This window comes from Luteimonas salinisoli, assembly GCF_013425525.1.
In the GTDB taxonomy this organism is placed as follows: domain Bacteria; phylum Pseudomonadota; class Gammaproteobacteria; order Xanthomonadales; family Xanthomonadaceae; genus Luteimonas; species Luteimonas salinisoli.
In genome coordinates, this window is record NZ_JACCKA010000072.1 from 1 (window position 1) to 24248 (window position 24248).

The 24248-nt window shown below is 72.8% G+C and carries 24 protein-coding genes and 1 pseudogene; 12 read left to right on the forward strand and 13 right to left on the reverse strand.

Translation table 11 applies throughout. The annotated features are described in order from the left end of the window. Positions 1–265: pseudogene (locus tag H0E84_RS11880) on the forward strand (hypothetical protein); the annotation flags it as partial. A gap of 165 nt (positions 266–430) precedes the next feature. On the opposite strand, the gene H0E84_RS11885 reads toward H0E84_RS11880, so the two are convergent. After that, positions 431–1240, reverse strand: a complete 810-nt coding sequence (locus H0E84_RS11885) for a spermine/spermidine synthase domain-containing protein (protein WP_180678863.1) — start codon at positions 1238–1240, stop codon at positions 431–433. 195 nt (positions 1241–1435) lie between these two features. Between H0E84_RS11885 and H0E84_RS11890 the strand changes: the two genes are divergently transcribed. The 4 genes from H0E84_RS11890 (at position 1436) to H0E84_RS11905 (ending at position 5725) form a co-directional block, all read left to right on the forward strand. Beyond that, the gene (locus tag H0E84_RS11890; RefSeq protein WP_180678864.1) at positions 1436–2494 is read left to right on the forward strand and encodes a tetratricopeptide repeat protein; all 1059 of its coding nucleotides are present in this window, start codon (positions 1436–1438) and stop codon (positions 2492–2494) included. 119 nt (positions 2495–2613) lie between these two features. After that, the gene (locus tag H0E84_RS11895) at positions 2614–3465 is read left to right on the forward strand and encodes an N-formylglutamate amidohydrolase (RefSeq protein ID WP_180678865.1); all 852 of its coding nucleotides are present in this window, start codon (positions 2614–2616) and stop codon (positions 3463–3465) included. Continuing rightward, positions 3456–4655 carry a peptidase MATCAP family protein gene (locus H0E84_RS11900; RefSeq protein ID WP_180678866.1) on the forward strand — a complete coding sequence of 400 codons (1200 nt, stop codon included), beginning with the start codon at positions 3456–3458 and terminating at the stop codon, positions 4653–4655. Before H0E84_RS11895 ends, H0E84_RS11900 begins: the two co-directional genes overlap by 10 nt. Beyond that, complete coding sequence (locus tag H0E84_RS11905; RefSeq protein ID WP_219339717.1) at positions 4652–5725, forward strand: ATP-grasp domain-containing protein; 1074 nt, start codon at positions 4652–4654, stop codon at positions 5723–5725. Before H0E84_RS11900 ends, H0E84_RS11905 begins: the two co-directional genes overlap by 4 nt. A gap of 9 nt (positions 5726–5734) precedes the next feature. Here the strand turns inward: H0E84_RS11905 and H0E84_RS11910 are convergent, their stop codons facing one another. The 4 genes from H0E84_RS11910 to H0E84_RS11925 form a co-directional block, all read right to left on the reverse strand. After that, complete coding sequence (locus H0E84_RS11910) at positions 5735–8695, reverse strand: bifunctional diguanylate cyclase/phosphodiesterase (protein WP_180678867.1); 2961 nt, start codon at positions 8693–8695, stop codon at positions 5735–5737. A gap of 165 nt (positions 8696–8860) precedes the next feature. After that, positions 8861–9775, reverse strand: coding sequence for a DUF4097 family beta strand repeat-containing protein (locus tag H0E84_RS11915; RefSeq protein ID WP_180678868.1), 915 nt, complete (start codon positions 9773–9775; stop codon positions 8861–8863). Between the two features lie 13 nt (positions 9776–9788). Next, the gene (locus tag H0E84_RS11920; protein WP_180678869.1) at positions 9789–10322 is read right to left on the reverse strand and encodes a hypothetical protein; all 534 of its coding nucleotides are present in this window, start codon (positions 10320–10322) and stop codon (positions 9789–9791) included. Further along, positions 10319–10891, reverse strand: coding sequence for an RNA polymerase sigma factor (locus H0E84_RS11925; protein ID WP_425600489.1), 573 nt, complete (start codon positions 10889–10891; stop codon positions 10319–10321). Before H0E84_RS11925 ends, H0E84_RS11920 begins: the two co-directional genes overlap by 4 nt. Before the next feature lie 158 nt (positions 10892–11049). On the opposite strand from H0E84_RS11925, the gene H0E84_RS11930 reads away from it, so the two are divergent. Further along, entirely contained in the window at positions 11050–11295 is a 246-nt protein-coding gene (locus tag H0E84_RS11930) for a hypothetical protein (protein WP_180678871.1), read from the forward strand. Here H0E84_RS11930 and H0E84_RS11935 read toward each other — a convergent pair. After that, positions 11265–13814: a vitamin K epoxide reductase family protein gene (locus H0E84_RS11935; RefSeq protein WP_345776314.1), complete on the reverse strand. Its 2550-nt coding sequence runs from the start codon at positions 13812–13814 to the stop codon at positions 11265–11267. The genes H0E84_RS11930 and H0E84_RS11935 overlap by 31 nt on opposite strands. Before the next feature lie 65 nt (positions 13815–13879). Continuing rightward, positions 13880–14599 (reverse strand): glutathione S-transferase, encoded by a 720-nt coding sequence (locus H0E84_RS11940; protein ID WP_180678872.1) that lies wholly within the window; start codon positions 14597–14599, stop codon positions 13880–13882. A gap of 127 nt (positions 14600–14726) precedes the next feature. Between H0E84_RS11940 and H0E84_RS11945 the strand changes: the two genes are divergently transcribed. The 3 genes from H0E84_RS11945 to H0E84_RS11955 all read left to right on the forward strand — a co-directional run bounded on the left by H0E84_RS11945 (position 14727) and on the right by H0E84_RS11955 (position 17664). After that, a complete protein-coding gene (locus H0E84_RS11945) occupies positions 14727–16109 on the forward strand; it encodes a mechanosensitive ion channel family protein (RefSeq protein ID WP_180678873.1) in 1383 nt (460 codons plus the stop codon). Between the two features lie 21 nt (positions 16110–16130). Beyond that, positions 16131–16862, forward strand: coding sequence for an aspartate/glutamate racemase family protein (locus H0E84_RS11950; protein ID WP_180678874.1), 732 nt, complete (start codon positions 16131–16133; stop codon positions 16860–16862). 61 nt (positions 16863–16923) lie between these two features. Beyond that, positions 16924–17664, forward strand: coding sequence for a creatininase family protein (locus H0E84_RS11955; protein WP_180678875.1), 741 nt, complete (start codon positions 16924–16926; stop codon positions 17662–17664). 60 nt (positions 17665–17724) lie between these two features. Here the strand turns inward: H0E84_RS11955 and H0E84_RS11960 are convergent, their stop codons facing one another. The 4 genes from H0E84_RS11960 to H0E84_RS11975 form a co-directional block, all read right to left on the reverse strand. After that, positions 17725–17991 (reverse strand): DksA/TraR family C4-type zinc finger protein, encoded by a 267-nt coding sequence (locus tag H0E84_RS11960; protein WP_180678876.1) that lies wholly within the window; start codon positions 17989–17991, stop codon positions 17725–17727. 119 nt (positions 17992–18110) lie between these two features. Beyond that, entirely contained in the window at positions 18111–18311 is a 201-nt protein-coding gene (locus H0E84_RS11965) for a hypothetical protein (RefSeq protein WP_180678877.1), read from the reverse strand. A gap of 16 nt (positions 18312–18327) precedes the next feature. After that, on the reverse strand, positions 18328–18666 hold the full coding sequence (locus H0E84_RS11970) for a YkgJ family cysteine cluster protein (protein ID WP_180678878.1): 339 nt from the start codon (positions 18664–18666) through the stop codon (positions 18328–18330). Further along, the gene (locus H0E84_RS11975; RefSeq protein WP_345776311.1) at positions 18663–19340 is read right to left on the reverse strand and encodes a class I SAM-dependent methyltransferase; all 678 of its coding nucleotides are present in this window, start codon (positions 19338–19340) and stop codon (positions 18663–18665) included. Before H0E84_RS11975 ends, H0E84_RS11970 begins: the two co-directional genes overlap by 4 nt. 373 nt (positions 19341–19713) lie before the next feature. Between H0E84_RS11975 and H0E84_RS11980 the strand changes: the two genes are divergently transcribed. Then, the gene (locus H0E84_RS11980) at positions 19714–20013 is read left to right on the forward strand and encodes a DUF2388 domain-containing protein (RefSeq protein ID WP_180678879.1); all 300 of its coding nucleotides are present in this window, start codon (positions 19714–19716) and stop codon (positions 20011–20013) included. Next, positions 20010–21833, forward strand: coding sequence for a DUF7844 domain-containing protein (locus H0E84_RS11985; RefSeq protein WP_345776312.1), 1824 nt, complete (start codon positions 20010–20012; stop codon positions 21831–21833). Before H0E84_RS11980 ends, H0E84_RS11985 begins: the two co-directional genes overlap by 4 nt. Positions 21834–21837: 4 nt before the next feature. Here the strand turns inward: H0E84_RS11985 and H0E84_RS11990 are convergent, their stop codons facing one another. After that, a complete protein-coding gene (locus H0E84_RS11990) occupies positions 21838–22296 on the reverse strand; it encodes an Lrp/AsnC family transcriptional regulator (RefSeq protein WP_180678880.1) in 459 nt (152 codons plus the stop codon). Positions 22297–22418: 122 nt separating this feature from the next. On the opposite strand from H0E84_RS11990, the gene H0E84_RS11995 reads away from it, so the two are divergent. Further along, positions 22419–23354 carry a DMT family transporter gene (locus tag H0E84_RS11995; protein WP_180678881.1) on the forward strand — a complete coding sequence of 312 codons (936 nt, stop codon included), beginning with the start codon at positions 22419–22421 and terminating at the stop codon, positions 23352–23354. Here the strand turns inward: H0E84_RS11995 and H0E84_RS12000 are convergent. Then, a complete protein-coding gene (locus H0E84_RS12000) occupies positions 23323–24246 on the reverse strand; it encodes an alpha/beta hydrolase family protein (RefSeq protein ID WP_180678882.1) in 924 nt (307 codons plus the stop codon). The two genes, H0E84_RS11995 and H0E84_RS12000, sit on opposite strands and share 32 nt — an antisense overlap. Positions 24247–24248 lie beyond the last annotated feature (2 nt).

Here is a 24248-nt window from a genome sequence, read left to right on the forward strand (position 1 = left end):
CCCGCCCGCCGGCAGCCAGCACGAGTCGATGGACGCGCTGGTGGCGCAGGTCCAGGCCCAGAGCGACCGCAATCAGGCCGAGACGTCGCAGGCGCTCGCCTCGCTGGGCGGCGGCCGCGAGGCGCCGGAGCAGCCCGCGCGCTCGCCGCTGGTGCAGGAAAAGCTCCGCGCCTGTCCCAAGGCCAATACCCTCGCCGGGATCGAGTGCCGCAGCCGCGTCTGCGCGCAGCATGCCGGCGAGGATGCCGCCTGCCCGCGCCGCTGACGGCGGGCTCTCTCCGGCACCGGCCGCGACCCGCGGCGGGGTTCCCCTTCGTACGGTTCCATGGCCGCCCGTCAGGCTCTGCCTGGCCGCATTGCTGCCGCCGGCCTTCGCGCCTCGCGGCAGTCGAACCCGCTCCGGTAGCTGTGCGGCGCGGTCGCTCGGCGCTCAGGCGCCGAATGCCTGCGCGACGCGCGCGAACACCGGCGCCAACTCTTCGCGCGCGGCGGCCGGCAGCGCGTCGAGGGCGCGCTGCGGCTGCAGGGCGTCCGCTGCGGGCGTGCTCCCGGTCCAGGCGAAGGCGACGCGGTTGCTCATTTTCGCCTCGCCTACCACCAACACCCGTCCGGCGCCGAAGCTGCAGCGCAGGCGCGCGACATGGTCCAGGGCATCGGCGCAGAACAGGTTGAATGCGGCCACGCCGCCGTCGGCGAGCGCGTCGCGACAATCGTCGTAGAACTGCTGGGTGGCCAGCGGCGCCGGAATGCCGGTCTCGTCATAGCCGTCGACCAGCAGCAGCCCATAGCGGCCGCGGCGCGCGCTCACGAAGCGAGCGCCGTCGTCGAGGAAGACCCGCAGGCGGTCGTCGTCGTCGGGAATGCCGAAGCGGCGGCGCAGGCGGATCACGTGCGGGTTGTTCTCCACGACCTCGATCCGCGCCTGCGGCAGATGCCGGTAGCAGAACTTCGCCTGCGAGCCGCCGCCCAGGCCGACCATGCCGATCGTGGCCGGCCGCGGGCGCAGCAGCAGCGCCCCCAGCATGGTGCGGGTGTAGTCGATCAGCAGCACGTCGGGGGCGTCGGTCAGCATCCGGCTCTGGGTCTGCCGGCGGGTGAACTGCAGCGACGTGTAGCGGCCGTAGCTGCGCACGAAGGGCCTGCGGAGGCGCTTGCCGGCGACGTCGTGGCCGGCGCCGCCGAACCACGGCAGCAGTGCCCGGAGCCGCGCCCGCCAACCCTCGTCTGTCCCGTCCGCCATGCCCGTCGCGCCCTGCCTCCCCGAAACGGCGGGCAAGCGTAGCGCAGGCGCCGAGCGGCGTCAGGATGTGCATGTCCTGCGCTTTCGCGACAGCGCCGACGCACGGCCGCATTCGGCCGACGGTCGCGTTTGCCGCCGCGGAAAAAAGGCGTAACTTGACCAGGAAGACGGTCCTCGCCGCGCGGAGGTTGTCGCATGATCGACCTGGCTCTGGCAGCGCTGCTGGCCCTGCCCCTCCCGCCACCGGACATGGCGCCCCCGGCGCGCGAACAGGTGGTCGAGGTTCCGGCCGAACTGCGCGCCCGGCTCCACGAACGGGTGACCGCAGCGGGCGGCTCGCCGGGGCGGCGGCTGGAGCGGCTGGTCGAGTTCGTGTTCGCCGAGGACGGGCTGGCGCTCGAGTACGGCAACGCCGCCACCCACACCGTGGCCGATGCCTGGCGCACCCGCCAGGTCAACTGCCTGTCGTTCTCGCTGCTGTTCACGGCGCTGGCGCGGGAGACCGGCCTGGACGCCTTCGTCCAGGAGATCGACCAGGTGCTGGTCTGGTATCAGCACGAGGGCATCGTCTACAACTCCAGCCACGTCAACGTCGGAATACGGATCGGCACGCGGCGCAAGACCGTCGACGTCAGCCGCAACGCGGTGATCGCGCGGCACCAGCCCGAACAGATCTCCGACGACCGTGCCCTCGCGCACTTCTACAACAACCGCGGCGCCGAACTGATGGCCGCGGGCGAATTGGCCATCGCACGGGCCCACATGGAGGAGGCGATCGCCCTGGATCCCGACTACGCCACCAGCTGGAACAACTTCGGCGTGCTGCGCATGCGCAGCGGCGACGCCGCCGGCGCCGAAGCCGCGTACCGCAGAGCGCTGGCGCTCGATTCGGACCACGCTCCGGCGTTGTTCAACATCGTCGGCCTGTTCCGCCGCGGCGGCGACGACGCCAATGCGACACGCTTCCAGCGCCAGCTCGAGCAGGCCCAGCTGGCGGACCCGTTCCACCAGTTCCTGCTCGGCAACGAATACGAGGGCCGCGGCGACTACGCGCGCGCAGCCGGGCACTACCGCCGCGCGATCCGCCTGCACGGCAGCGAGCACCGCTTCCATTTCGCGCTGGCCCGCACCTGGCTGCTGATGGGCGAGCGGCGGCGGGCCGGCCGCGCCCTGGCCCGCGCCAGGGCGCTCGGCGACGACGAAAGCCGCGCCCTGTACCAGGCCAAGATCGAGATCCTGCGCCGGGCCCGCTGAGCGCGGCCGGCGCCCGTCGCGCACCCGGCCCTCACCTTTCCGTCACCTAGCCGAATGCGTCTTGAGCGCGCGCATGCGCGCTCACGACCGTCTCATGCGGGCGATGGGAGCATTCGCGCATGGATGACGTGCACGACGCCGCCTGCAGCCACTTCGCGTTCGCTCCCCGCCTGACCCAGCTGGCCCCCAGCCCGCACTGGGACCTCGTCCTGGGGGACGGGCCCGTGCTCGCCGTGGCCCTGCACGACGGCCACGCCATGCGCGGATCGCTGCGTCCGCATCTCGCGTTCGACGACGCCCAGCTGCGCCGCGACGAGGATCCGCTCACGGGCCTGTTCACCGACGTCGGCGACAGCCGCCTGTGCGTGCGGACCTCGCGCTTCGAGGTCGACCTCAACCGTCCGCGCGACAAGTCGCTGTCGACGGATCCGGACGACACCTGGGGCCTGCGGATCTGGCGCGGCCCGCTGCCGCGCGAAGAGCTGGAACGCTCGCTCGCCATCCACGATGCCTTCTACGCGATGGTCCACGCGCTGCTGGAGCGGCTGCTGGCGCGGTGGGGCTGCGTGCTGCTGCTCGACATCCACAGCTACAACCACCGCCGCGACGGCGCCGGGGCGCCCCCGGCGCCGCAGCAGGGCAATCCGGACATCGAGCTGGGCGTGACCACGGCCGACCGCGCCCGCTGGGGCGGCGTGATCGCGCGCCTGGGCGAAACGCTGCGCGGCAGCCCGGTGGGCGGCCGTGTCCCGGACGTGCGCGAGAACGTCCGCTACCCGACCGGCGGACACTTCGCCGAATCGCTGTACGCGCATTTCGGCGAGCGGTTGTGCGTGATTTCCCCGGAGTTCAAGAAGATCTACATGGACGAGTGGACCGGACGGGCCGACCTGGCGGTGGTCGACGACCTGCGCGCCGGATGGCGGCGCGCGGTGGCGGCGGTGCGGCCGGAGTTCCTGGCATGCCGGTGAGTCCCTCCACCCGCGCCCCCCGCCAGCTGCCCCCGGTCGCCGGGCGCGTCGACGCGGCGCTGGCCCAGCTCGACGCCCGGATCGACTGGCTGCTGGCGCTCTCGCCGATCGGAAACGTGGCGCTATGGGAGAGCTTCGAGGCCAGCGGCCGTACCGCGGTCCCGCCGCTGAGCTACATCGACCTGGATCTCGACCTGCACGAAACCCGGCGTGAACTGCTGGCGCTGCCGATCGAGGAGATCGAATCGCCGCTGCTCTCCGGCCTGCTGGCCGAGAAACAGCGCGAACTGGACCGGATGCTCGAGCTGGTGCGGCTGCGCGACACCGACGGCTTCGTCAACGCCAGCCTCGACCTGTTCGGCGGCGTCGCCCCGGTACTTTCGCAGCTGGCGCGCGGGATCCTCGAGGACGTGGCGCCGGGCGCACCGCTGGAGGCCGACGTCGGGATCGACGAAATCCTCGAGGCGGTCAACGCCGAGATGGACTGGTACCGCGAGCGCACTGCGGACTTCCACGCCGACGTGGTGGTCGACACCGACCTGAACTCGATGATGATGGTTTCCCACGGCACCCTCTACATCGACGGCAACCTGCGTCTGCCGGCGGCGCGGGTGCAGCCCCTGATCCAGCACGAGGTCGGCACCCACGTGGTCACCCGCCACAACGGCCGCCGCCAGGCGCTCACCCAGCTGGAGGTGGGCCTGGCCCACTACGACGCGCTGCAGGAGGGCCTGGGCGTGCTCGCCGAGTACCTGGCCGGCTACCTGCCGGGCGAGCGCCTGCGGGTACTGGCCGCGCGCGTGCTGGCCACCGAGATGGCGGTCGACGGCGAGGACGTACCGGCGATCTTCGACGTGCTTCACGAGACCCACGGGCTGCCCACCGACGACGCCTTCGACGTCGCGGTGCGGGCGCGGCGCGGCGGCGGGCTCACCAAGGACGCCGTGTATCTGGGCGGCCTGTGCGAACTGCTGGAATACCTGCAGGCCGGCGGCGAGTTCGAGCCGCTGTTCGCCGGCAAGTTCGCGCTCACCCATCGCAAGGTGCTCGACCAGCTGCGGGACGAGGGCTGGGTGGCGCCGCCGGACCTGCTTCCCCGCTACACCGCGCTGCCGGACTTCCCGGAGCGCCTTTCCGCCTGCCGCACCCTCGCGGTCGGCGAGCTCTGCCACAAGGAACCCGCCACATGAGCGATCCGCGCCGCGGCACGCCGATCAAGCTCGGCTTCGTCATCAACGACATCGCCACCGAGCGCAACGACTACACCACCATCCGCCTCGCGCGGGTGGCCGCCAATCGCGGCCATTCCGTAGCGCTGATCGGCCTGGCCGGCTTCATCTACGACAGCGACGGATCGGTGCGCGCCCACGCCCACGTGCCGCGAAGCGACAGCTACCAGGACGACGACGCTCTGCTGGCCGAGCTGCAGGGCGAGGACGCGCAGGCGCAGCGCATCTGCGTCGACGAACTGGACGTGCTGATGCTGCGCAGCGATCCCGCCGACGAGGTCAACGAGCGGCCGTGGGCGCCCAACAGCGGGCTGCTGTTCGCGCAGCTGGCGGCGCTAAAGCACGTGATCGTCCTCAACGACCCGACCCACCTGACCGACGCATCGAACAAGACCTACTTCCAGCACTTCCCGGAGGAGGTGCGGCCGGTCACCTGCATCAGCCGCGACCCCGACGAGATCAAGGCCTTCATCGCCGAACACGACGGGCATGGGGTGATCAAGCCGCTGCAGGGTTCGGGCGGCCAGGGCGTGTTCGTGGTGACGCCGGAGAGCGATGCCAACCTGAACCAGATGATCGACGCGGTGATCCGCGACGGCTACGCGATCGTCCAGGAATACCTGCCCGGCGCCAGCAAGGGCGACCTGCGGCTGCTCACCCTCAACGGCCGCCCGCTGCAGGTCGACGGCCAGTACGCCTGCTTCCGCCGCTACAACGACAGCGGCGACGCGCGCAGCAACATCAAGGCCGGCGGCAAGATCGAGATGGCGGCACCGGACGAGGACGCGCTGCGCCTGGCCGAGATCGTCGCCCCCAAGCTGATCCGCGACGGCATGTACCTGGCCGGCCTGGACATCGTCGGCGACAAGCTGATGGAGATCAACGTCGACACCCCCGGCGGCATCAACATGGCCGAGGAACTGACGGGCGTCGACTTCAGCAGCCACGTGGTCGCCGACCTGGAGCGCAAGGTGCGGCTGCGCGATCAGTACAACCGCACCCTGAGCAACGTCGAACTGGCGATGATGTGAGCCGACGGCTCAGGGCGCCGGATCGGCGGGCGCCTCCCCGGCGAGTTCGCGCCCGCGCTGCCCCCCCAACGCCGCAAAGGTCTCGTCGAACGGCTGCGGCCGATCGAACAGGAACCCCTGCACCTGGTCACAGCCGTTCTCGCTCAGCCAGCGGTGCTGGCCCGCGTGCTCGACGCCCTCAGCGACAAGGGTCATGCCCACGCTGTGGCCGAGCGCGATCAGGGCCCGGCAGATCGCCGCGCTGCGGGCGTCGGCATCGACCCGCGCCACGAACATCCGGTCGATCTTGAGCGTGTCCACCGGCAGGTCGCTGAGGTAGGACATGCTCGAGTAGCCGGTCCCGAAATCGTCCAGCGCGACCCGCACGCCCTGGCGCTGCAGGCGGCGTAGCGTGTCCATGGCGTGGTCGGGCCTGTCCATCAGCACGCTCTCGGTCAGTTCGACGTGCAACGCGCCCCGGCGCAGGCCGAACTCGTCGGCCAGGCGCTGAATCTCGCCGGGCAGGTCGCGGCCGGCGAACTGGCCCGCCGAGACGTTGACCGCCACGGCGATGTCGTCCCTGCCGGCGGCCGCCAGCCGCGCCGCCGTGGTGGCGGCCTCGCGCAGCACCCAGCGGCCGAGTTCGCCGATCAGGCCGGAACGCTCGCACAGCGGGATGAACGCGAGGGGCGGGACGAAGCCGCCGTCGGGCTGCGGCCAGCGCAGCAGGCACTCGATCGCCACGGCGGCAGTGTCCGCGACGCGACGGATGGGCTGGAAATGCAGCCGGAATTCGCGCCGTTCGAGCGCGCGGCGCACGCGGGCGGTCATCGCCAGCCGCTGGTTCACCTCCTCGGACATCGCCGGCACGTAGCGCGCGACCTCGGTGCCGCCGCGTTCGACCAGGTGCGCGGCCAGCGCCGCGTGCCCGATCACCTTGTCGGCGGTGGCGCCGTCGGCCGGATGGCGCGCCACGCCGATCCGCGCCTCGAGGTGGTGGAGCGCCGCGCCGCCGCGCACCGGCTCGGCCAGGCTGGCGCAGAGTTCGTTCAGCGCGCGCTCCTGGCCGTCCGGGCCGCGGACCGCCAGCACGAACGTGGCCGGCGGCAGGTGCGCGGCCAAGCCGAAGCGACGCGCCATCCAGTCGAGGCGCTCGGCCACCGCGCGCACGATCGCCTCGGACGCCTCGCGGCCGAGGGTGTCGCGGATCAGGTCCAGGCGCGGCAGGCGCACGTTGAAGATCTCGTAGCCCCGATCCGGTTCGCGGTCCAGCCGTTCGGCCAGCGCGGTTACCGTCAGCAGGCCGGTGGCGTCGTCGTGGGTGGCGCGATGCGCCAGCGCCTGCTCCCAGGCCACGCGCTGGCTGACGTCCTCGGCCAGCACCAGCAGCGCCTCGCGCCCGCGAAACTCGATCGCCGCGCTGTGGGTGTGGACCTCGATCGTGGTGCCGTCGCGCTTGCGATGGGTGCGCTGCTGCGAATCGCCGTAGGCGTCCTGAAGCGCCGCCGCGGGCCCGTCGTCGCTCGCCGCCGCTTCGATGTCGGCGAGCGACATCGCCAGGAACTCGTCGCGACCGTAACCGTAGTGAACGATCGCCGCGTCGTTCACCTCGAGGAAGCGCCGGCTGCCCGCGTCGAGCACCCAGAACGGCAGCGGGTTGCGCTCGAACATCAGCCGGAACTGCCGCTCGGCGTCCGCCAGCGCCAGTTGCGCCTGCATCCGCCCGGTCACGTCGATGACCGTGCCGTTCATCCGCGACGCGCCGCCGGGCCCGGCGGCGACCGCACCATGACTGGAGATCCAGCGTACCGTCCCGTCGGGACGCACGACGCGATAGTCGGCGGCCACCGGCTCGGGCGCGTCCCATGCGGCGGAGAACAGCCCCGCCAGCCGCGCGCGGTCGTCGGGATGGATCATGGCGAGGAACTCGTCCACCCCGATCTCGCGCCGATCCGCCGGCAGCCCGACGATCTCGGCGACCTGCTCGTCCCAGACGATCGTCCGCGATCCGCGTCCCAGCTCCCAGCTCCCGGTGCCGCCCAGCCGCTGGGCCATGCGCAGGCGGCCGGTCCCCTCGCGCAGTTCGCGCAGCAGTCCGGCCTGGGTTCTCCCCGCCCGGCGCACCGTGCCCAGCAGCAGCGCCAGGCCCAGCCAGTAGGCCGCGTAGGAGGCGAGCGCCCAGCCCGCGAACGGCCGCCAGGCCGCAAGCACCTCGCGCTCCGCGACGCCCACCGCCACCGTCAGCGGATAATCGTCGGAAACGCGCCAGGCGACGATGCGCGAGACGCCGTCGGGACGGGTCTCGCCGCGCAGCGTCGCGGCGCCGCGGAGCAGATCCTCGCCGGCGAATCCCGCCAGGAAGGTCCCGACATGGCGCTGCGGCTCGCGGTTCTGGGCGAGGATCCTGCCATCGCGGTCGAGGACCATCGCCACGCCCTGTTCGCCGGTCTCCACGCCGCCCACCGCCTCGTGCAGTTCGGCGCTGCGCAGCCGGGAAAGGATCCAGCGCCCGTCGCGCATCGGCAGCGCCAGCGGCAACAGCCATTCGCCGTCGCCCTCACGCTCCATCAGGCCGAAGCGCAGCGCGCTGCCGGTGCCGCGCCGGGCCTGGTCGATCCAGCCGGCGAATCCCGGATCGCCGCGGCCGGCGGTCAGCGCGCGGCCCCGCGGATCGAGCAGCACGATGCTTTCGAGTTCGCCATGCCGCTCCACCACGCCGGCCACGGCGCTGGAAAGCAGCCCGGGCGCCTGGTCGGGAACCGTGGCGAACAGTTGCTCCGCGTCGCCGGCGATCCCGAGCATGGCGCGTTCGAGGTTGCGCAGCTCGTAGCTGAGCAGCCGCTCGATGCCGGAAGCCACCGCCTGCGCCTGCTGGCCGGCGGCATCCAGCCGCCCCGCCCGGTCCTGCAGCACCACGTAGGACAGGGCGGCCCCGAGCAGCAGGCCCAGCAGGCCACCGGCGAGCGCGGTGATGCGCTCGGATCGGGGCAACGCTGCAGCGCCCTCGGCCTCCATCCTGCTCCCGTCCGCGTGGACCGGCCCTCCGGAAACCCGAACCTAGCAGTGCCTGCAGGCCGCGACAACCTGCGACACCGCGTCCGCCGACACCGCCGCGCCGGCGGCGCGACGGCGCAGCCGCTGAAGCGGGCGCGGCGCTCAGCGCCCGCCGATCGTCACCCGCACGCTTCCCGAATGCGACTGCAGCGAGATGTCGCCGTCGCCGGCGCCCAGCTTGGCGTCCAGGCTACGGCCCGGGCCGTAGCGGCGGCGCTGCACCTGGCCGGCGTCGGACTGGATGTCGCCGCTGAAGCTGGACGCGCGCAGTTGCGCCGAGGCGTCGCCGGGCAGCTCCAGGCGGATCCGCCCGCTCACCGACTCCGCGGCGATGCGGCCGCCCGGCGCCAATGCTCCCACCTGCATCCTCACACTGCCGGAGACGGTTTCGCCGCGCAGCTGCTCGACCCGCCTCGTGGTGAGCTCGACCGTACCGGACACGGACTCCGCCGCGACGTCGCCGCCGAGACCGCCGCCGGCCTCGACGCGGCCGCTGACGGTATTGGCGGCGAATCTGGAGGTCGCGACGTTGGAGCGGATCGAACCGCTGACGCTGCCCAGCCTGGCCTCCCCCGCCCGCCCGGCGGCATTCAACCGGCCGCTGACCGTGCGCGCCTGCAGGCGGCGCAGGTCGACCCCGGCGATGTCGACATCGGCGCTGACCGCGTCGACCTCGAGCTCGGCGCCCTTCGGCACCCGCAGTTCCAGCTTGGCGCCGCCGCTGTTGCGGGCGTTGCGCGGGTACACCACGTGCACCCGCACGCGGTTGCGGCTGGCGTCCACCTCCAGGCGCAGGCCCGCGCCCAGCGTGCCGGTCACGGTCACCTCGTCGCGGTCCCAGCCCTGTACGCGGATCTCGCCGGCGACGTTCTCGACCTCGACGCGGCCGCCCGAGGCGAGCGGGTGGCGCTCGTCGACCGCGGTCTGCGCCGATGCCGCCAGCGGTGCGAGCAGGGCGAGCAGGGCGAACGCGCCGGCGATCCAGCGGCGGCGGACTCCTCGAATACGGTTGCGCATGATGGTTCTCCCTTCAGGTCGGCAGGCCGGCAGCGGCGAACGCCGCCCGGCGGGTGAGTTGCAGCCGCTGCGCGTAGGTGCGCTGCAGCTGGTCGAGCAGATAACGCGATCCGGGCGCCTCGTGGATGGCGGCGAGGATACTGGCGGCGCTGCGGTCGAGCTCGACCAGCGCCGGCCGCAGCTCGTCGGGGATCTCTCCCGCCGGCACCGCCGCCAACGCCTGGCGGTATTCGCCGCGCATGCGTTCGGCCTGCTGCACGGTGGCCGGCGCCGCCCGGGGTGCCGGCGCGGGCGGGGACTCCTGCCTCGGCAGCAGCGAGGGGACCAGCAGCAGGGCCAGCGAGGCGGCCGCCGCGAAGCCGGCCAGCGCCCGCCAGCGTCCGCGGATGCGGCCGCCGCCCCCACGCCGCGGCCGCGGCTGCTGCGGCGCAGGCGCCAACAGCTGCACCTCCACCCGCGCCCAGGCGCGCGCCGGCGGCACCATTTCCCGCGGCAGGCTGCGCAGGCGTCGTGCCAGCTCCTCGTCGCGCTCGTCGTGTTCGTTCATCTGGATTCTCCAAGCCGCTTGCGCAGCAGGCCTCGCGCGCGGTGCAGCTGCGCCTTCGAGCTGCCCACTGCCATGCCGAGCTCCTCGGCGATCTCGTGATGCTTCCAACCCTCGATGTCGTGCAGCACCAGTACGGCCCGGGCGCGCGGCGGAAGCGTCGCCACGGCACGCTCCAGGTCCAGCCCCGTTCCGGCGCAGCGTGCGCTCTCGTCGGCGCCGGCAAGCGCCTCCAGGTCGTGGTCGCCGCTTTCGCAGTCCGCCATGGCCCCGCGTGCGCGCAGCTCCATCAGCGCGGTATTGACCGCCAGCCGCTGCAGCCAGGTGCCCAGCGCGCTGTCGAAGCGGAACCCCGGCAGCGCCCGCCACGCCTTGACGAAGGTGTCCTGCAGCACGTCCTCGGCGCGCGCCGCGTGGCGGCCGCAGATGCGCCAGATCACCGCGTACAGGCGCGGCGCATGGCGGCGGTAGATCCGCTCGTATGCCTGTACGCTGCCGGCCATCGCCTCGCGCGCCAGCGTGGCATCGTCCGGCACGCCTGCGCGGTCGTTTTCGTTGGCCGGGAGTGTCATCGCGATACCGAGCATATCCAGTTGGATGCGCAGCGCCGCCGAATGGTTTAGTCCCGGGACTGGGGTGGGGGGCCTAAACCTTCCGGCCGCCGCGGGCATCCAAGCAGGCATGGGCAGCGGCCGCGACGGCCGCGGCGAGGCGAAGCGAAGGAGCGAGCATGCAGGCGACCCCGACGGCGATCGTGCTGGCCTGCGCCTGGTGGTGCGTCACCCAACTCGGCGGCTGGACCCTGGAGGCACGGGTGTCGCCGGACGATCCAAGGCTGTGCCTGTACAGGGCGGACGCACCCGCGTCGCGGTATTGCCTGGATCCCGGCGCGATCCGGCGATTCGTGCCGCCGGCGGGCGAGCGCGCCGCGACCGGGCCGCTGGCTCAGACCAGCAGCCGGTTCCAGTCGCCGTAACGAAGCCGCACCGGGCCGCGCGGCAGGCTCAACGCGATCAGCGCGACGCCGCAGACCAGGCTCGACCACAGCGATGCCGGGCCGGCGTCGGCCACGAACGGCACGACCAGCAGCGCCGCGCCGAGCAGCACGTTGAACAGCCGCACCGGGCGCGCGACCTCGGCGAAGGCGATCACCGCGGCGGTGATCGCCAGCGCGCCGATCAGGTGGTCCGCATCGGCCATGGTCCCCTCGGCACCGACGGTCAGCCGGGTGCACATCAGCCACACGCCGATCGCCGCGCACGCCAGCAGGTTCCAGCGCGGCGCGACGTTGCCGCCGAGGGTCTCGCGCAGGACCTGCAGCGGCCCCTTGTCGAACTCTCCGGCCTCCGCGGCGGAGCGCTCCGTCGCGGCATCGCCCTCGTCGGTGTCGCCGGTGAAGAACACCTGCAGCAGGCTCCGGCCGGCACGCCGGCGCCGGCGCAGGAACTGGCCGGTGGCGATCAGCTCGTCCAGCGAATAGGGGATCTGCAGCAGCATCGCAGCCGCGCCGATCAGGCACAGGGTGCACCAGGTGCCGATCACGATCGGCTGGATGATGATGAAGGTGATCGACACCACGCCCAGCGGCACGATCAGAATGCCGAACGCCACCACCACCCAGGGCATGGTGCGCCAGCGCTGCCGCGAGCCGACCAGGCCGGTCACGATCTCCAGGACGTACACCAGCGCGCCGAGCCCGGCGTCCGGGACCGGCCAGGCCTCCGACACGCTCGAGGTGACGATGGCCTCGGTGCCGTTCTTGGGCCCCGCGACGTCGAAGAACGGTTCCCAGACCCCATCGGCGTGGCCAAGCTGGTAGGCCGCCATGTAGCGCGAGACGATCAGCCCGAGCAGGGCCAGGGCGATGATCGGCAGGCGCTGGATCCAGTCCGAGGGCGAGTAGTCCCAGCCCGGCGGGATCACCGGGCCGGTGCGCGACGCCACCGGCGAGATGCCGGGGATCGGCGGCAGCGCCGCCGCCAGGCCGGTGACCAGCGCACCGACCAGGGTGCCGTTGAGGTATGCGGCGGCGCTGCCGGTCCAGAACACCAGTGGCGCGAACATCACCCACAGCCCTACGGCCGCGGATGCCCAGCGCAGCGGCGCCAGCCGCCAGGAGGTGGTCAGCAGGCCCAGAACCAGCAATGCGGCGCCGCTGACCCTGTCGCTCAGCGCCAGCGCCCCGGCGACGTCGCCGAAGGTCGGCGGCGATGCGAGCAGCCAGACGCCGAGTGCGGCGATGAGGAACGGCCCCCACAGGTTGCGCCGGTGCGCATCGCGAAATGTCGCCTCGGCCTGGCCGCGCAGCGCTTCGGGCCGCTCGACCTTCGCCGCTGCCGCTTCCAGCCAGGGCGGCATGGTGATGCCGTTGGCCTCGTACCACGCCGGTGGATCGCGCTTCAGCGCCGCCACGAGCTCCGGCAGCGTGTCGCGGATCGAATGCCGCGGCTCCCAGCCCAGCAGTTCGCGCGCGCGGCGGATGTCGAGCGCGTAATGGTCGCTGGCGATCTCGATCATGAACGGCCGGATGAAGGGCGCCTTGCCCTTGTCGATCGCATCCGGCACCAGCGGCTCGGCCTTCTCCTGCAGCCAGGCGCCGGCCTTGGCCAGCGGCGGCGGCACGCCGATGGTGGCCCAGTCCTCGCCGTGGACCAGCCCGCCGATCAGGTCCTGCAGTTCCGCGTAGCCGATCGCGTCGGGCTCGCCCACCAGCACCGTGAGCTCGGGCGGCAACTCGCCGCGGCGGTCGATCGCGCGGCGGAACGCATCGATCATGTCCTCGCGGTGGATCATCGACTGCCCGGCGTCCTTGTCGCCGGCGTAGAGGAAGCCCTGCAGGTCGCGCTCGTAGATGCGCGCGATCTGCTGCGACAGCGTCGGCACCGCGGTCGCGTCGTCGTAGAGACCGGCCAGGTGCAGCAGTACGCAGGGAATGTCGCCGCGCTCCTCGGCGATCGCCCGCTCGGCGGCGGCCTTGGACTGCGGATAGGCCCAGCGCGGGCGGATCGGCGCATCCTCGTCGATGCGACTGCCCGGGGTCGTGGCCTCGTGCACCAGCATCGTCCCCGAGTACACGAACTGTTCCACGTCCAGCGCGCGCAGCGCACGCAGCAGGCGGCGGGTGCCGTCGACGTTGACCTCGTCGTAGAGCGGCCTGTACTCGCCGCTGAAGTCGAAATAGGCGGCCAGATGCACCACCGAGGCGATGCGCCCGCCGAAGCGCTCGCGGAACTTCGCGAAGGCGCCGGCCACCGAATCGTCCGAAGTCAGGTCGATCTCGATCCAGTCGCCGCCGTCGTCGGGGACCGACACGTCCATCCCCACCACCCGGTAGTCGCCGGCCAGGGCGCCCGAGAGCGAGTTGCCGACGCTGCCGGCGGCGCCGGTGATCAGGACGATGGGGCGCTCGTCGCGTTGGGGGCTGGAGGAGGCCAGGATCGATGCTCCGCTTGCGATGGGACCGGGAGGCCGACGCCCGGGAGCGGCCGGGCGAATGCGCGCATCCGCAGCCCCAGGGTGGCGCGCCGGCGATCAAATGCCCGTGAACCGCGGGCCGGCGCTCAGCCGTCGAGTTCGGGGTAGTGCCGGAAGATGCCGTTCTCGTTGAACGGCAGCCGCCTCGGCGAGGCGAGATAGCGTGCGGTTCGCGGCCGCTCCGCGACCCGCGCCGCAAGGTCGCGCAGCCGCGGCAGATCGTCCTCGACGCCGGCCATGGTCCGCGGGAACGCGTAGCGCAGGCCGGCCACCAACTGGAAAAGCGACAGGTCGGCGTAGGAGACGCGCGCGCCGACCAGCCAGCGCGGCCCCTTCGGGTTGCGCGCCAGCACCTGCTCGAAATAGCCCAGGAACTTCGGGATCCGCTGTTCGCGGAACTCGCGCGCGCGGCGCGCGGCCTCGGGCTTCTGCTCGCGGTACCAGGAGCCGGCGCCGAGTGGATGGTGCACGTCGTGCGCCTCGGTCACCGCATCGGCGACGGTCAGCTGCAGCTGGTGAGTCCACAGCGCCGCGCGCGGATCGCGCGCGGCCAGTCCCAGGCGCGGCCCGAGATACTGCAGGATCGCCGCCACCTGCGCCACCAGCACGCTGCCGGCCTTCAGCGCCGGAAGCGCGAACGGCGGATGGGCGCCGTCGCCCTCGAGCACGGCCTCGAGCGCCGCCATGCCGCCGGCTTCCTCGTCGTTGCCGACGTCGATGTAGTCGGCGCCGCCCTCTTCCAGCGCCAGACGCACGAATTCGCCGCGGCCGGGAATGCCGGGCCAGTAGTACAGCTCGTAACGCATGCTTCCGCTCCCTGCGACGGGACCGCGATCATCCGCCGTCGTCCGTGCAGCCGCCGTGCATGGCGCGAAGGTTTTGCCACGGCCGGCACGAGGGGCGACACTGTCCCCCCGCCCAGTGATCGTGCCGATGCCGCGACGCCTCGCCCTGTTGCTGTGCCTGGCCTGCCTCGCGCCGGCGCCGCCTGCGGACGCCGCGCCTGCGCCTGTGCATACGCCGGCGCAGGCGCAGGCGGACGCCGCGGATCCTCCCGGTCCAGATCCCGCCGTGGTGGCGGCGCTGCGCGATGCGGATCGCGCGGTGCAGGAGCGCCTGGCCGCGCGCCTGGCGGTGATCCCTGGGCTGGAGAAGGCGCGGGTGGAAGTGAGCGGCGGGGTGGCCACCCTGCGCGGGCTGGCGGCCGACGACGCGCGCCGCCAGCTCGCCGCCACCATCGCCGGCCAGACCCAGGACGTGGTGCTGGTGGAGAATCGCCTCGAGCTCGATACCGACGTGCGCACCCGCAGCGCGCCGGTATTCGCCGCGGCGGCCGAGCGCCTGCGCAACCTCGTCGCCGCGCTGCCGCTGCTGCTGGTCGCCGCCGCGATCGTGCTCGCGGCGTGGTGGCTGGGGCGCTGGCTGTCGCTGCGCCCCGGGCTGCAGCGGCGGATGCGCCGCAATCCCTTCCTCGTCGACCTGGCCCGCCAGGCGATCCGCATCGGCGCCCTGCTGGCGGGACTGGTGCTCGCGCTCGACCTGCTCGACGCCGGCGCGCTGGTCGGCGCCCTGCTGGGCACCGCCGGCGTGGTCGGCATCGCGGTCGGCTTCGCCTTCCGCGACGTCGCCGAGAACTACATCGCCGGCATCCTGCTGAGCCTGCGCCAGCCGTTCGCGCCCCACGACCACGTGGTGATCGACGGTCACGAGGGCAAGGTAGCCGCGCTGACCTCGCGCGCCACCATCCTGGTCACGCTCGACGGCAACCACCTGCGCCTGCCCAATGCGCTGGTGTTCAAGGGGGTGATGCTCAACTATTCGCGCAATCCCCGGCGACAGTTCGCCTTCGAGGCGGGAATCGCCAACGACGCCTCGGTGTCCCGCGCGCAGCGCGTCGCCCGCGAGGCGCTGGCGCGCATCGACGGCATCCTCGACGACCCGGCCCCGGCGGTACTGGTGGCCGCGCTCGGCGAATCCACCACCAACCTGCGGATCTCGGCCTGGATCGACCAGGGCGACACCAGCTTCGCCGCCGCACGCAGCGAAGCGATCCGGCTGGTCAAGCGCGCGTTCCAGGAGCACGGCATCGACATGCCCGATCCCGGCTACCGCATCGAGCTGCGGCAGGCCGCACCCGAGCCCGAGGCCACCGGAGCGACGCCGCCGGCCCGGCCTGCGCCGCCGGCCCCGCACGCCGAGCCCGAGGCCGAGGCCAGCGCCGACCTGCGCGCCGAGCATCACATCGACCGCCAGATCGACCGCGACCATGCCGCGACCGCCGGCAACCTGCTCGATCCCGACGCGCCCCGCGAATAGCCGACCGGAGGAACCGTCCCCATGCCGCAGCACATCGGAATCGTCGCCTGCTCCGCCGAGGGCGCAGCGCTGTGCTACCGCGCCATCTGCAGTGGCGGGGGAATGCCGCTGCCGGGCGCGTACGCGCACCCCGAAGTCTCCATGCACACGCCGCCGCTGGCCGCGTACGTGGCCTGCCTGGAGCGCGACGACTGGCAGGGCGTCGCCGAGCTGATGCTCGCCTCGGCAGCGAAGCTGGCGCGCGCTGGCGCCGACTTCCTGGTCTGCCCCGACAACACCATCCACCAGGCGCTGCCGCAGGTGCTGCCGCGCTCGCCGCTGCCCTGGCTGCACATCGCCGAGGCGGTGGCCGCCGAAGCCGCGGCGCGCGGCTACCGGCGCATTGGCATCACCGGCACGCACTGGCTGGTCGACGGTCCGGTCTACCCGGACAAGCTGGAGGCGCGCGGGATCGGCTGGCAGCGCCCCGCCGCGGCCGACCGCGACGCCATCGGCCGCATCATCATGGACGAACTGGTCCAGGGCGTGTTCGATCCCGCCTCGACCGAGCGGCTGCTGCAGGCCATCGCGCGCCTGCGCGACGCCGGCTGCGATGCCGTGGTGCTCGGCTGCACCGAGCTGCCGCTGGTCGTCGACGACGGCAACTCGCCGCTGCCGACGCTCGACTCCACCCGCCTGCTTGCGCGCGCAGCACTGCGGCGCGCGATGCAAGGCGGCGGCGCCCTCCCCCTGAAGACGTCGGCCGCCGGCTGATCGCGCGTGCCGCCGCGTAGGCGGCAGCTATGCTTGGCGCCCACCCGCACCGGAAGCTCCCATGCGCCTCCAGCTCTGCACCTGGCCCGAGATCGAGACCTACCTTGCCCGTTCGACCGGGATCATCGTGCCGATCGGATCGACCGAGCAGCACGGTCCCAACGGCCTGATCGGCACCGACGCGATCTGCCCCGAGGTCGTGGCCGCGGAAGTCGGCGAACGCATCGGCGCCCTGGTCGCGCCGACGCTGTCGATCGGCATGGCCCAGCACCACCTCGCGTTCCCCGGCTCGCTGGCGCTGCGGCCGACCACGCTGATCGCGGTGATCCGCGACGTGGTGCAGTCGCTCGCGGTGCACGGCTTCCGCCACGTGTATTTCTTCAACGGCCACGGCGGCAACGTCGCCACCGCGCATGCCGCGTTCGCCGAGATCCATTCCGATGCCAGCTTCGCCGGCGGCGAGGGCGGGCTGCGCCTGAAGCTGGCCAACTGGTACATGGGCGGGCGCGTGCAGCGGCTCTCGCGCGAGCTGTTCGCCGACAGCGAGGGCAGTCACGCCACGCCTTCGGAGATCTCGCTGACCTGGCACGCCCATCCGGACCGCGCCCGGCCGATGACGATGACGCCGCGGCTCGCCCCGCAGGCCGAATTCGGCGATGCCCGCGACTACCGGCAGAAGTTCCCCGACGGGCGCATCGGCTCGGACCCGTCGCTGGCCAGCATCGAGGCCGGGACACGCCTGTTCGAAGCGAGCGTGGTCGACACCATCGAGGACTACCAGGCGTTCCTGGCGCAGGGCTGAGTCGGGGACACCGGCTCTGCGCCGTGGCGGCGGGCGCACCGCAGCGACGACGCAGCCGCGTCAGCGCAGCTGGCTGTCCTTGCTGCCGCGGCGGTTGTATCCCCCGGCCGCGCCGGCCTCGCGGTCCTGCGCCTCCTGGCAGGCCACGCACAGGCGCACCCCGGGCACCGCCTCGCGGCGTGCCGCGGGAATCGGCTCGTCGCATTCCTCGCAGCGCGACAGCCCGGGGCCCGCGCGCAGCCGGCTGCGGACGCGCCTGATGCCGTCCTTCACCGTCGCGTCGATCTGATCCTGCACGGCGCCGTCGCCGGCCCAGCCGGTGGCCATGTCCGCCTCCACAATCGCGTTCGCACTGGTCGCGGCAAGGATATCCGCAACGCGCTGAACGCCGCGCGACAGCGCCCGTGCCGCGGCGCCGGGATCGCGCAGCGGCGAAACGCGCCGCTCTACTCGCCGGAACCGTCTATCCGGGTGAGCACGCGGGTCACGCCGAGCACTTCGATACGGCCGCCGGACTTGCGGAAGGCGGCGAGATCCTCGGAGATGCGTTCGCTGGTCACGCGCTTGTCGGTGCCGCCCTCGGCGGCGCTGCGCGTCTGCCGCGGGTGCGGCGACTTGGCTTTGGATTTGGTCGGTCTTGAGGACATGGCTTCCTGTGAAGCTTCAGTACATGGTCAGGGGAATGCCGCGCCGCAGCTGCGCGTGATGGGTGGTGCGGATTTCGCGGCAGTAGGGGCCGCCCATCGCGAACTTCCGGCACACCGCCGGGCGCTGGTCGTAGATCGTGCAGCACATCCGCAGCGGATCGACGGCGACGCACCAGCCCTCCTCGTCGCGCGCCATCACCGGCAGGCCACGCTCGGTGCGGGCGGTCAGGTGGCCGGGCACGCGGTCGTCGGGGTCGAGCACCACGGTGAGCCGGCAGCAGATCGCGTCGCAGCGCCCGCAGGAGACCTCGTCGCCGGTCCCGTCGCCGTGTCCGCAGGCCTTCGCGTCCTTCATGCCACTTCCGCCGTGAGGACGGCGGCACGGCGGTAGCCCAGCAGGCGACCCCGGAACGGCGGCGTGTCGCCCTCGGTCATCGCCCTGCGCTGTTCGGAGGGCGAATAGCCCTGCGCCACCATCGCCCGGGTGAAGGCGCCGCCGTTGCCGCGACCCGGGTCGGCGATCAGCACCTCGGCCTCCGGCTGCGCATGGCGCTGCACCAGCGCTGCCAGCTGGGCGACATGGCGGCGCTCGTAGAGCACGTCGCTGCCGATGATCAGATCGAAGCGGCCGAGCGAGGCGGCCGGCGCATCCCAGCTGAGGGTCCGGTACGGCACCGCGTCCAGGCCATTGAGCGCGGCGTTGTAGGCCAGGAACACCTCGGCCAGCGGGTGGTGGTCGCTGGCGACGATGTCGGCGCCGCGGGCGCGCAGCACCAGGCTGGCCAGGCCCAGCCCGCAGCCGAGTTCGAGGATCCGCTTGCCGGCGACATCGTGGCCGGCCATGGCATCGGCCAGCACGCGGCCCGACGGCCAGACCTGGCCGAACAGGCTCCACTGCGCCGAACAGATGCCGGCGCGCTGCGCCAGCAGGTCCGGATCGGCGAACTGCTGGACGTCGGCCAGGGCGCGGATGCGGTAGTCGCTGCCGCCGAAGGCGTGGACGCGGATGTGGGTGTGATAACCAGGCACGGAGGCTCCCGTTGGGCCGGGTCCCGCAAGGGGACGGAGGCACGAGGCAGGGAGCGGAACGGCACCGGATCGGCCGCGGGACGCGCGAAACCACGAGCAGCCGGACCATCTTACGCCCCGCGAGCCGATCTCAGTGCTTGCGGAGGGGAAAACCGCCGAGCGCTTCAGCCGCCAGCGGGGCAGCCGGCGATCCCTGCCCCGCAACGGCGTCCGGTTCCGCGCACCGTCCGGCCGCTGCATGAACACAGGGCGACGCATGGCCACGGTACCGCGTCGCGGGCGCGACCGCGGCGAGCCGCTTCCGGTAGTCTTGCGCCGTCGCGGCGCCGTCCCGCTCCGCGCCGCGCGCCTACCTCCACAGACGGACCCGAGCATGCCCCGTACCGCCTTCGCCCTGCTCCTGCTCGCGCTTTCCGCGCCGGCCATGGCCGCCAGCTTCGCCGGCACGTCCGCCGGCGCCTCTTCCGCCGGATCCTCCGCCTCGTCGGGCAGCACCTCCGGCGACGACAAGGTGGTGCTCCAGGCCCGCGACGACGCCGCCGGCTTCGTCGCCAGCGACGGCCGCATCCGCGGCGCCCGCCTGGAGGCGGCGTTGCGTCTGCTGCGCGAACGCAGCGAACGAGCGCGCCGCGCCAGCGACATGCAGCTGGCGCAGGCGATCCTGGCGCAGTGAACCGCCCCCGGCGGCCGCCCCGCCGGGGCTGGCCGCTGCTGCTGCTCCTGCTCGGCTGGACGGCGCCCTCCGCCGTACTCGCGTGGGAGGTGACGGGTACGGCCTCGCCGGCGCAGCATGGGGCTGCCCGGCGGCTGCTGGAGCGGTCCCTGGAACGCCTGCCCCGGACGTGGCGCGAATCGCTGCCGCCGGACGGCGTCGTGGAATGGCGCGACGATCTGCCGCGCGGCGTTCACGGCCATGCCAGGGGGCGCCGCATCCGGCTCGACGCGGCCCTGCTCGAGGACTGGATGGCGCGCCCGGCCGAGATCGGCGCCGACGATCCGGCGGTGCGCGCGGCGCTCGCCGCCGCGATCCATGAACTGGCGCACCTGTACGACCGCTCGCCGGCCGGCGGCCTGTCGCGCGATCCGCGCCTGCTCGACCTCGCCGGCTGGCAGGTGCGGCCGTTCCGGGCGGGCCTGCGGACCCGCAATGCCTTCGGCGAGCGCAGCCCGGACCGCTACGAACTGGCGAGCCCCGCCGAGTTCGTGGCCGTCAACCTCGAGTACTTCCTGCTCGATCCCGAGTACGGCTGCCGCAGGCCGGCGTTGTACCGCTACTTCGCCGCCCATTTCGAGCACGCACCGCCCGTGGCCGGCTGCGCGCCCGGGATGCCGCTGCTGCTGGCCGAGATCGAGGCCGGCGCCGGCAGCCCGCTGCTGCCGCTCGATCCGGCGCGCGTGCACGCGGTGGACTACCTGCTGGCGGAGGGCAACGCGCGGGTCATGAGCCGCTGGGGGCACGGCATGCTGCGCCTGGTGGTCTGCGCACCGGGACGCGCCCCCGGCCCGGACTGCCGGCTCGACCTGCAACACCATCTGGTGCTGTCGTTCCGCGCCTTCGTCGACGACGTGCAGATCTCCAGCTGGCGCGGCCTCACCGGCTCCTATCCGTCGCGCCTGTACGTCCTGCCGCTGGGGCAGGTGATCGACGAGTACACCGGCGTAGAGCTGCGCGGCCTGCAGTCGATCCCGCTGGCGCTGCGCCGCGACGAGGTCGCCGCCCTGCTCGAGCGCGCGGCGCAGGTGCACTGGAGCTACGACGGCCGCTACACCTTCCTCGGCAACAACTGCGCGGTCGAGACCTTCAAGCTGCTGCACGACGGCGTGCCGCGGCTGGCCGCGGCGCGCCTGGCCAGCATCACCCCGACCGCGCTGCTGCGGCGCCTGGAGCGCGCCGGCATCGCCGACAGCGCCGTGCTCGACGATCTCGGCCGGGCGCAGCGCGAAGGCCACTACTTCGCACCGGCCAGCGCCCGCTACCAGGCGATGTTCGAGGTCGCGCGGCAATCCCTGGCGCTGCCGCAGACGCGCGTGGAGCAGTGGCTGGACCTGTCGGCATCCGCGCGCCGGCCGTGGCTGGGCGAGGCCGATCTGCGCACGGCGGCCGCGCTGCTGCTGCTCGAGCAGGCGGCGCTGCGGCGCCAGGAGCTGCTGGCGCGCGATGCGCTCAAGCGGCGCCTGTCCGGCAACGACACGGGGCGCGGCGAGGTGGCCGGGCTGCTGCAGCTGGAGGGACTGTTCAGCCGCCCGGCACAATTGCTGCCCGATGGCGGATACGGCCTGCCGCAGCGGGCCGAGCGGGACGAGCTGGCGCGCGCGGGGGCGGATCGCGCCCGCGATCGCCAGCAACAGCGCGAACGGCTGCACGCGGCAGCGCGCGACTGGCTGCCGCCGCAGCGCCGGACGGAACTGGAGGAGACCGAGGCGAATGCCGAACTGATCTCCGCCAGGCTGCGCGAGCTGCATCGCGCGCAGGACGGGCTGCAGCTGCGCTGAGGCGCTACCCCGGCTCGCGGCCCCACAGGTGGGGCGGCCGGCGCCGGACCGGCTGCGTCTTGACGATCGCGGTGCTGGTCTCGGCCTGTTCGGCGATACGGTCGAGGATCTCGTCGAGCTGCGCCATCGAGCGCACGTGCAGCCGGGCGATGTAGCAGTCGTCGCCCGTGACCTTGTCGCACTCGCAGAACTCCGGGATCCCGACCAGCAACTGCTGTACCGCCTGCAGCCTGCCGGGCAGCGGCCGAATGCGGACGATCGCCTGCAGCGGGTAGCCCAATGCCTGCGGATCGATGTCGACACCGAAGCCGCGGATCACCCCGCGCTCCTGCAGCCTCCGCACCCGCTCCGCGACGCCGGGCGAGGACAGCCCGACCTCCGCCGCCAGCCGCTTGAGCGAGATCCGCGCATCGGTGCTGAGCACCTCGAGGATGCGACGGTCGATGTCGTCGACGCCGGACATCAGGAAGAATCCTTACTTTTGTTAATAAATAAAGGTCGATACCCGAATTTCATGCATCAAACCCCTGTCATCTGCCACCACGTTGCTGGATTCTAAGCCCCGCATCTCGGAGGAGTCGAATCTTGGAAAAGCGCACCCGGGGCACGATCGAAATGAGCGTGGCGATGGCCATTCTCGGGACCATCGGCTGGTTCGTGGTGGTCTCCGGACGGCCGCCCCAGGACGTGGTGTTCTGGCGCTGCGTATTCGGGGCCGCCACGCTGCTGGTGGTCTGCGCCGCACGCGGGTTGCTGCGCGGCGGGCTGCCCTGGCGCACGCTGGGCCTTGCCGCGCTCGGCGGGGCGGCCATCGTCGCGAACTGGCTGCTGCTGTTCGCGGCGTTCCCGCGCGCCTCGATCTCGGTCGCCACGGCGGTCTACAACACCCAGCCGTTCATGCTGGTGGCGCTGGGCGCGCTGCTGTTCGGCGAGCGCCTGACGATGGCGGGCGTGGCGTGGCTGGGCGCGGCCTTCGTCGGGGTCGTGCTGATCGTGCAGGCCAGGCCGGATGCCGGGTACGTCGGTCCGGGATTCGTCTCCGGGGTCCTCCTGGCGCTGGGCGCGGCGTTCCTCTACGCCTTGGCGGCGATCGTCGCCAAGAAGCTCGACGGCACCCCGCCGCACCTCGTCGCCCTGGTCCAGGTCGGGGTCGGCGTGGTGCTGCTGGCGCCGTTCGCGGACTTCTCCGATCTGCCCGCCGGCGCCCGCAGCTGGGGGGCGCTGGTGGCGCTGGGGGTGATCCACACCGGGCTGATGTACATCCTGCTCTACGGCGCGATCCAGAAGCTGCCCACCCGGCTGACCGGATCGCTCACCTTCATCTACCCGGTCGCGGCGATCGCGGTCGACGCGCTGGCCTTCGGCCACCGCCTGCAGCCGGCGCAACTGCTGGGTGCGGCGATCATCCTCGTGGCGGCGGCGGGAATGAACCGCGGCTGGGGCGGCGCGCGCGCAGCCAGCCCACCTGAGACGGTCGCGCCGCCGGGGTTCAGGTGTCGGCGCGGTCGAGGTGTCGGCTGAACCAGGCGGAGATCGCGGCGCGCAGCGCCTCCAGCGCCGCCGACGCGGCGGGGGCGTGCGCCATGCCCTCGATCGCCTGCAGGCGCAGACGGCCGGCATGGACTTCGCCGTAGTGCGGCTGCAGCGCCTCCAGCGCTGCGGCGGCATGGACCCCGTCGACCATCGCGTCGTCCGCCCCCTGCAGGATCAGCAGCGCCGGGGGCGGCTCGCCGGCGGCGATGTCGGCCGCGCGCGATCCCGCATCCGAGCGTGCCGCCAGCGCGCGCGCGCGATCGGTCCAGGCGTAGCTACCGCCGGTCGCCCGCTCCCAGGCGTCCACCGATGCGCCAAGCCCGGTCGAGGCGTTGAGCACCACCGCGGCGGACGCGGACACGTCGCGTTCGGCCAGTGCGTAGAATGCCGCCGCCCCACCGGCCGAGAATCCGAACAGGCCGACGGCCGCATCGCGATCCAGGCAGCCTGCGGCACGCAGCGCGGCCACGATCGCCGGCAGCTCCTTCGCGGCCGCCATGACCACCGGTTCGAACACGCCGCTGGCGAGATCCTCGGTCTGGCGTCGCGCCAGCTCGCCGGGTGCGGGCGCGCGGGCGCCGAACAGCGGCAGCCCCAGGTACACCTTGACCGCCGGCACCCCGTCCAGCGGCAACAACTCCATCAACTCGCGTTCGCTCGCCGGCGGGCCGAACCCGTGCCAGAGCAGGATCGGCGCCAGTTCCACCGTGCGCGGGACGCGCAGGATGGCCGGCACGCCCGCCAGGGTGGTGCTCACGGTCGCAGTACCCGGCGCGGTTGCGCCAGGCGCCGGGCACAGCCGCCGCTCGCCGTCGCCGGCGATGCATGCGCCCGCCGCCAACAGCAGCGACAGGATCGAGATTGCGCGTGGCACGCCCATGG

Bases quoted from the DNA above. Each gene is read 5' to 3' on its own strand.
- H0E84_RS11885 (WP_180678863.1), bottom strand. From the start codon at position 1,240: ATGGCGGACGGGACAGACGAGGGTTGGCGGGCGCGGCTCCGGGCACTG.
- H0E84_RS11890 (WP_180678864.1), top strand. From the start codon at position 1,436: ATGATCGACCTGGCTCTGGCAGCGCTGCTGGCCCTGCCCCTCCCGCCA.
- H0E84_RS11895 (WP_180678865.1), top strand. From the start codon at position 2,614: ATGGATGACGTGCACGACGCCGCCTGCAGCCACTTCGCGTTCGCTCCC.
- H0E84_RS11900 (WP_180678866.1), top strand. From the start codon at position 3,456: ATGCCGGTGAGTCCCTCCACCCGCGCCCCCCGCCAGCTGCCCCCGGTC.
- H0E84_RS11905 (WP_219339717.1), top strand. From the start codon at position 4,652: ATGAGCGATCCGCGCCGCGGCACGCCGATCAAGCTCGGCTTCGTCATC.
- H0E84_RS11915 (WP_180678868.1), bottom strand. From the start codon at position 9,775: ATGCGCAACCGTATTCGAGGAGTCCGCCGCCGCTGGATCGCCGGCGCG.
- H0E84_RS11920 (WP_180678869.1), bottom strand. From the start codon at position 10,322: ATGAACGAACACGACGAGCGCGACGAGGAGCTGGCACGACGCCTGCGC.
- H0E84_RS11925 (WP_425600489.1), bottom strand. From the start codon at position 10,891: ATGACACTCCCGGCCAACGAAAACGACCGCGCAGGCGTGCCGGACGAT.
- H0E84_RS11930 (WP_180678871.1), top strand. From the start codon at position 11,050: ATGCAGGCGACCCCGACGGCGATCGTGCTGGCCTGCGCCTGGTGGTGC.
- H0E84_RS11940 (WP_180678872.1), bottom strand. From the start codon at position 14,599: ATGCGTTACGAGCTGTACTACTGGCCCGGCATTCCCGGCCGCGGCGAA.
- H0E84_RS11945 (WP_180678873.1), top strand. From the start codon at position 14,727: ATGCCGCGACGCCTCGCCCTGTTGCTGTGCCTGGCCTGCCTCGCGCCG.
- H0E84_RS11950 (WP_180678874.1), top strand. From the start codon at position 16,131: ATGCCGCAGCACATCGGAATCGTCGCCTGCTCCGCCGAGGGCGCAGCG.
- H0E84_RS11955 (WP_180678875.1), top strand. From the start codon at position 16,924: ATGCGCCTCCAGCTCTGCACCTGGCCCGAGATCGAGACCTACCTTGCC.
- H0E84_RS11960 (WP_180678876.1), bottom strand. From the start codon at position 17,991: ATGGCCACCGGCTGGGCCGGCGACGGCGCCGTGCAGGATCAGATCGAC.
- H0E84_RS11965 (WP_180678877.1), bottom strand. From the start codon at position 18,311: ATGTCCTCAAGACCGACCAAATCCAAAGCCAAGTCGCCGCACCCGCGG.
- H0E84_RS11970 (WP_180678878.1), bottom strand. From the start codon at position 18,666: ATGAAGGACGCGAAGGCCTGCGGACACGGCGACGGGACCGGCGACGAG.
- H0E84_RS11980 (WP_180678879.1), top strand. From the start codon at position 19,714: ATGCCCCGTACCGCCTTCGCCCTGCTCCTGCTCGCGCTTTCCGCGCCG.
- H0E84_RS11990 (WP_180678880.1), bottom strand. From the start codon at position 22,296: ATGTCCGGCGTCGACGACATCGACCGTCGCATCCTCGAGGTGCTCAGC.
- H0E84_RS12000 (WP_180678882.1), bottom strand. From the start codon at position 24,246: ATGGGCGTGCCACGCGCAATCTCGATCCTGTCGCTGCTGTTGGCGGCG.